Source organism: Gordonia sp. (in: high G+C Gram-positive bacteria), assembly GCF_049299075.1.
GTDB lineage: Bacteria > Actinomycetota > Actinomycetes > Mycobacteriales > Mycobacteriaceae > Gordonia.
This window is the reverse complement of sequence record NZ_JBAQWU010000273.1, coordinates 1-4,921: the sequence shown is the minus strand read 5'-3', so window position 1 is coordinate 4,921 and position 4,921 is coordinate 1. Positions and strand designations below refer to the sequence as shown.

Here is a 4,921-nt window from a genome sequence, read left to right as displayed (position 1 = left end):
GTGGGGGCCGGAGCCGCCGGAGCAGCGGCCGGGGCCGCGCCGGGCTCACCGATCAGGGCGAGGGTGCCGCCGACGGCGACCACCTCGTCGGTGTCGGCGACGATCTCCAGGAGTACACCGGCGAACGGCGACGGGATCTCGGTGTCGACTTTGTCGGTGGACACCTCGACCAGCGGCTCGTCGACGGCGACGGTGTCGCCGACCTGCTTGAGCCAGTTGGTTACGGTGCCCTCGGTGACCGATTCGCCCAGTTCGGGCATGGTGACGGCCTGGCCGTCGGTGCTGCCCCCGGATGCGGCGGGAGCGGAGGCGACTTCGGCGGCCGGGGCGGATTCAACCTGGGCTTCGACCGGCGCGGCCTCCGCTTCGGAAGTCACTGGATCAGCAGCCTGGTGCGCGGGAGTCTCGGGAGCGTCGTCACCGGCGGCTTCGTCGGCTTCGCCGATCAGCGCGAGCTGGCCGCCGACCTCCACGACGTCGTCCTCGTGCGCGACGATCTTGAGCAGCACACCGCTGGCTGGTGCCGGGATCTCGGTGTCGACCTTGTCGGTCGAGACCTCCAGCAGCGGCTCGTCCGCGGTGACGGTGTCGCCCTCGCTCTTGAGCCACTGGGTGACGGTACCTTCGGTGACACTTTCACCCAGCGCGGGCATCTCGACGGAGAAGGCCATTGGTGTGTTGCTCCCAGTTCTGCTCGTGGCTCATGACGGTCAGGTTGACGCCCACCGGTATCGCGCGGTCGACGTTTCGCTCAAACACTACCCTTTTGCGCACAGTCCTTCAGGGGTCTCCCGGACTACCGGTCAGTACGAGGTCAGCCCCGTGCGGCAACGTCTTCCAGGACCGCGATCAGCGTCCGCACCGGGACGCCGGTGCCGCCCTTGCCGGTGTAGCCGAAGGCGCCGCCGGAGTTGAAGGCCGGCCCGGCGACGTCCACGTGCGCCCAGGCGATGTCCTCGCCGACGAACTCGCGTAAGAACATTGCCGCCGACAGCATTCCGCCCCAGCGATGGTTGGTGACGTTGGCCAGATCGGCGACCCGTGAGTTCAGATCGGACCGCAGTTCGGCGGGCATCGGCATGGGCCAGCCGTTCTCGCCGACCTCCTGGGAGATGTGGGCGACCCGGTCTCGGAACTCGTCGGTGCCCAGCACGCCCGGGGTGCGGGTGCCCAGCGCGATCATCTGCGCGCCGGTGAGCGTCGCAGTGTCGATCAGGTAGTCGGGCCGGTCCTCGCAGGCCCGGACGATGGCGTCGGCCAGCACCAGGCGGCCTTCGGCGTCGGTGTTGAGTACCTCCACCGTGGTGCCGCCGTACTGGGTCAGCACGTCACCGGGTCGCTGCGCGGTGCCCGACGGCATGTTCTCGGCCATCGGCACCGTCGCGGTGACGGCGAGGTCGAGGCCGAGTTTGGCTGCCGCGACGGCGGCCGCGATCACCGCGGCGGCCCCACCCATATCGGAGGTCATGTGGTCCATATTTGCGGCCGGCTTGATGGAGATACCGCCGGTGTCAAACGTGATGCCCTTACCGACCAGAGCGACCTTGGTGGCGGCGCCCGACGGTGCGTAGGTGAGGCGGACCAGCCGCGGCGGACGCGCACTGCCCTGACCGACACCCAGGATGCCGCCGTATCCGCTGTCGGCGAGGGCTTGCTCGTCGAGGATCTCGACCGTCAGACCCGCCTCGGCGGCGACCTTTCGGGCGCGGTCGGCGAACTCGCCCGGGCAGAGGTGGCTCGGCGGAGTGTTCACGAAGTCGCGGGCCAGCGCGACCGCGTCGGCGACGATAGTCGCGTGGTCGAGCTCGGCTCGGGCCTGCTTGGACTTCTGCGGAACCAGGAGCGAGACCTGCGTCGGCGGCTGCTTACCGTCGCGAGACTGTGCGGTCCGGAAGCCATCGAACCGGTAGGCGCCGAGGTAGAAGCCTTCGGCGGCGGGGCCTAGACCGGCGGCCGAGAGAGAGGAGACGACGGTGCCCGCGCCGTCGAGGGAACGCATCGCGGTGCCCGCCGCCTGCCGGATGGTCTCGGGGTTCTCGGCGTCGTCGGCCGAGCCCAGACCGACCGCGACCACCAGTCGGACCGGCAGCCCAGCGGGGGCCGGAATGGTGGTGATGTCGTTCTTGGCACCGGTCGCCTGAACAGCTTTCAGTGCGGCAGTGATCGCCTCGGCGGACGCATCGTCGAGCAGATCCTCGGTCACCAGGAGGGTCAGGTCGCCGGGAGGCTGTTCGGCGGAGGCCTTGTCTGCGGCAATGAGCCCGATCACCAGGACGTCGTCGCCCGAACTCAGTGCGGTGGCGAGATCCAGGCGCGGGCCGCGGTCGCGGGCGTCGCGGAGGCCGGTGGACGGGTCACGAAGATCGTTGCTGCTCACGCCGATCCACTCTGCCACAGGCCGCGGCCGGTCGGGCGGCTCGGCGCGCTACGGTAAGGCCATGACCGAACTGCTCGCTGGCCCGATCGCCGCCCGCCACACCGCACTGGGAGCCACCTTCGCCGAGTTCGGCGGCTGGGATATGCCCGTCGCCTACTCGAGCACCGGTGCCGAGCACGACGCCGTGCGCACGAGCGTCGGCATCTTCGATGTGAGCCACCTGGGTAAAGCTCTGGTCACCGGACCGGGCGCGGCCGTGCTGATCAACGACACCCTGACGAACGATCTGGGCAAGATCGCTCCGGGTAAGGCGCAGTACACGCTCTGCTGCAATGACCGCGGGGGTGTGATCGACGACCTCATCGCCTATCTGGTGTCCGACGATGAGGTCTTCCTCGTGCCCAATGCCGCGAACACGGCCGCCGTGGTGGCGGCCCTGGCCGCCGCGGCGCCCGCTGGCATCGAGGTGACCGACCAGCATCGCGACTACGCGGTCTTCGCGGTACAGGGCCCGCAAGCGCCCGCGGTACTCGAGGCGCTGGGCCTGCCGTCGGACATGGAGTACATGGCCTTCGCCGATGCCGACCTGACCGTCGACGGCGCCCGGTACCCGGTGCGGATCTGCCGCAGCGGGTACACCGGGGAGCGAGGCTACGAGGTGCTGCCACGCTGGGCCGACGCGGGTCCGGTATGGGATGCGCTGATCGCCGAGGTGACTGCGCGCGGCGGTCTGCCCGCCGGACTGGGGGCGCGCGACACGCTGCGCACCGAGATGGGCTACGCGCTACACGGACACGAACTGAACAAAGACATCACACCGGTGCAAGCGCGCAGCTCGTGGGCGGTGGGCTGGCACAAGCCGTCGTTCTTCGGGCGCGTGGCGCTACTGGCCGAACGCGAAGCCGGTCCGACACGCAGGCTGATCGGACTGAAAGCCAACGGCCGCGGCATTCTGCGCGCGGGCTGCCCGGTGCACCTGGCGCCAGGGCTGCCGGTGATCGGGGAGTGCACGTCCGGGACGTTCTCGCCGACGCTCAAGGCCGGTATCGGGCTGGCACTGGTGGAGAGCCTGGCTGGGCTCAAGCCGGGTGACGAGGTGACCGTCGACGTCCGCGGGCGCGCCGTGGCATGCACTGTCACCACGCCGCCGTTCGTGGAAAGCCACGTCTGACCCGGCAACCGCCGGAGCGCGCGAAAAGCTCTTGGCATGCGGCGCTATTCTTGAGCAATGACCCTGGAGTTCACCCGCACCGATCACCCGCATCCCGTCTCCGACGGCCGGCGTGCGGAAATTCTGCAGGCACCCGGTTTTGGTCGGCATTTCACCGATTACATGGTGACGATCGACTTCGACCGCGAGCGCGGATGGCACCGGGCGCGGGTGACCCCGTACGGGCCGATTGCCTTGGATCCGGCGGCAATGGTCCTGCACTACGCGCAAGAGATCTTCGAGGGCCTCAAGACTTACCGGCAGCCCGACGGCTCGCTGGCCGCCTTCCGGCCGGAGGCGAATGCCGAGCGCTTCAACAACTCCGCACGGCGGCTGGCGATGCCCGAACTGCCGGTCGACGACTTCGTCGCCGCGCTGCGCCAGCTGGTGGCCGTCGACCACGGGTGGGTTCCGCAGGCTGGCGGTGAGGAGTCGCTGTACCTGCGGCCGTTCATGATCGCGACCGAGGCCAGCCTTGGGGTGCGCCCGGCCGACGAGTATCGCTTCGTCGTCATCGCTTCGCCGGCCGGCGCGTACTTCGCCGGCGGTGTGAAGCCGGTCAGCGTGTACCTGTGCACCGAGTATGTTCGGGCCTCACCGGGCGGGACCGGAGCGGCCAAGTTCGGCGGCAACTACGCCGCCTCGCTGCTCGCCCAGGCGCAGGCCGCCGAGGAAGGCTGCGATCAGGTGGTCTGGCTCGACGCGATCGAACGCCGCTACATCGAGGAGATGGGCGGTATGAACCTGTTCTTCGTCCTCGGCGCCGGCCGCGATGCCGAAATCGTCACCCCGGAGCTGTCGGGCTCGCTGCTGCCCGGAATCACCCGCAACTCCCTGCTGACGCTGGCCACCGACGCAGGCTACCGCGTCAGTGAACGCAAGATCAGTACCGACGAACTGCGCGCGGGGGTGACCAGCGGGGCGATTTCGGAGGTCTTCGCGTGCGGCACCGCCGCGGTGATCACCCCGGTCGGCCGGGTCAAGAGCGCCACCGACGACTACCTCATCGGCGACGGCGCTACCGGACCGGTGACGCAGGAACTGCGCGACACCCTGACCGGTCTGCAGCGCGGCACCGTCGTCGACGCGCACAGTTGGATGACCACGCTCTACGCGTAGACCGCGGGTCAGACGAGGAGAGCGACGAGCGCGATCGTCGTGCTCAGTTCGATCGTGGCGCCCAACACATCGCCGTTGCTTCCGCCCATGCGGCGGGCACAGTGACGGGTGAAGGCGTAGGCGAAGACGGCCACCACGACGACGGTGACTAGAGCACCGATCAGATCGGCCAACTGCAGCGACGCAGCCGCCCACCCCGCTGATCCGAGCCGGCC

General features: G+C 69.3%; 5 protein-coding genes. 2 read left to right on the top strand and 3 right to left on the bottom strand.

What is annotated here, in order from left to right; all coding sequences use genetic code 11:
• On the bottom strand, window positions 1-671 hold a 671-nt coding region (locus WAW85_RS08480), incomplete at its 3' end, for a biotin/lipoyl-containing protein (RefSeq protein WP_422559180.1).
• Window positions 672-814: 143 nt separating this feature from the next.
• Window positions 815-2,377, bottom strand: coding sequence for a leucyl aminopeptidase (locus tag WAW85_RS08475; RefSeq protein WP_422559179.1), 1,563 nt, complete (start codon window positions 2,375-2,377; stop codon window positions 815-817).
• A gap of 61 nt (window positions 2,378-2,438) precedes the next feature.
• On the opposite strand from WAW85_RS08475, the gene gcvT reads away from it, so the two are divergent.
• The gene (gcvT, locus tag WAW85_RS08470; RefSeq protein ID WP_422559178.1) at window positions 2,439-3,548 is read left to right on the top strand and encodes a glycine cleavage system aminomethyltransferase GcvT; all 1,110 of its coding nucleotides are present in this window, start codon (window positions 2,439-2,441) and stop codon (window positions 3,546-3,548) included.
• A gap of 57 nt (window positions 3,549-3,605) precedes the next feature.
• Window positions 3,606-4,706, top strand: a complete 1,101-nt coding sequence (locus WAW85_RS08465; RefSeq protein ID WP_422559177.1) for a branched-chain amino acid aminotransferase — start codon at window positions 3,606-3,608, stop codon at window positions 4,704-4,706.
• A gap of 8 nt (window positions 4,707-4,714) precedes the next feature.
• On the opposite strand, the gene WAW85_RS08460 is transcribed toward WAW85_RS08465, so the two are convergent.
• Window positions 4,715-4,921 (bottom strand): adenosylcobinamide-GDP ribazoletransferase (locus WAW85_RS08460; RefSeq protein WP_422559176.1); only part of this gene is annotated, 207 nt, incomplete at its 5' end.

Bases quoted from the DNA above. Each gene is read 5' to 3' on its own strand.
- WAW85_RS08465 (WP_422559177.1), top strand. From the start codon at position 3,606: ATGACCCTGGAGTTCACCCGCACCGATCACCCGCATCCCGTCTCCGAC.
- gcvT (WP_422559178.1), top strand. From the start codon at position 2,439: ATGACCGAACTGCTCGCTGGCCCGATCGCCGCCCGCCACACCGCACTG.